1 pseudogene and 1 other annotated feature are annotated in these 784 nt (G+C 64.9%); the pseudogene reads left to right on the top strand.

From position 1 onward, the window contains the following. Positions 1–43: 43 nt before the first annotated feature. Positions 44–784: pseudogene (locus XarbCFBP7408_RS22025) on the top strand (IS3 family transposase); the annotation flags it as partial. Then, positions 322–438, top strand: a sequence feature (AL1L pseudoknot). (Overlaps the previous pseudogene by 117 nt.)

The raw sequence follows: 784 nt of genomic DNA, 5'->3' as shown, positions 1-784 counted from the left end.
CCCCGGGATTCCCGGAGGCTCCAACTCTTGAGAGGATGGAGTCATGAGCAAAGCAATGAAGTATTCGCCAGAGGTCCGAGAGCGAGCGGTACGGATGGTGTTTGAGCACCAGAAAGATCACGCCTGGCAGTGGGCGACGATCGCATCGATTGCCGGGAAGATCGGTTGCACGGCGCAGACGCTATGCACCTGGGTACGGCAGGCCGAGCGCGACCAGGGACGGCGCGAGGGGCTGAGCACGTCCGAACGCGAGAAGATGAAGTCGCTGGAGCGCGAGGTGCGGGAGTTGCGGCAGGCCAACGAGATCCTGCGCAAGGCATCGGCGTATTTTGCCCAGGCGGAGCTCGACCGCCGGTTCAAGCCATGACGGAGTTTATCGACGAACACCGCCAGGTCTACGGGGTCGAGCCGATCTGCAGGGCATTGCCGATCGCCCCGTCGACGTACTACCTGTATGCGGCCCGGCGTGCCGATCCCTCCAGAGCGTCGGTGCGTGCGCAGGCAGACACGCAACTGTGTGCGGCCATTGGACGGATCTGGGAAGACAACCACCGTGTCTACGGCGTGCGCAAGGTGTGGCGACAGCTGCGGCGCGACTGCGTGGAGGTGGCGCGGTGCACGGTGGAGCGGTTGATGTGCCGGCTGGGCCTGCGTGGGGTGGTGCGCGGCAAGGCAGCCAGGACCACGTACAGCGACAAGGCGCAGCCGTGCCCCCTGGACCGAGTCAACCGGCAGTTCCATGCCACGCGGCCGAATGCGCTGTGGGTGAGCGATTTTACTTACG

The organism is Xanthomonas arboricola pv. guizotiae, from assembly GCF_002940205.1.
Classification (GTDB): Bacteria; Pseudomonadota; Gammaproteobacteria; order Xanthomonadales; family Xanthomonadaceae; genus Xanthomonas; species Xanthomonas arboricola_C.
The sequence above is the reverse complement of the archived record's forward strand: the minus strand, read 5'-3'. Positions and strand labels throughout refer to the sequence as shown.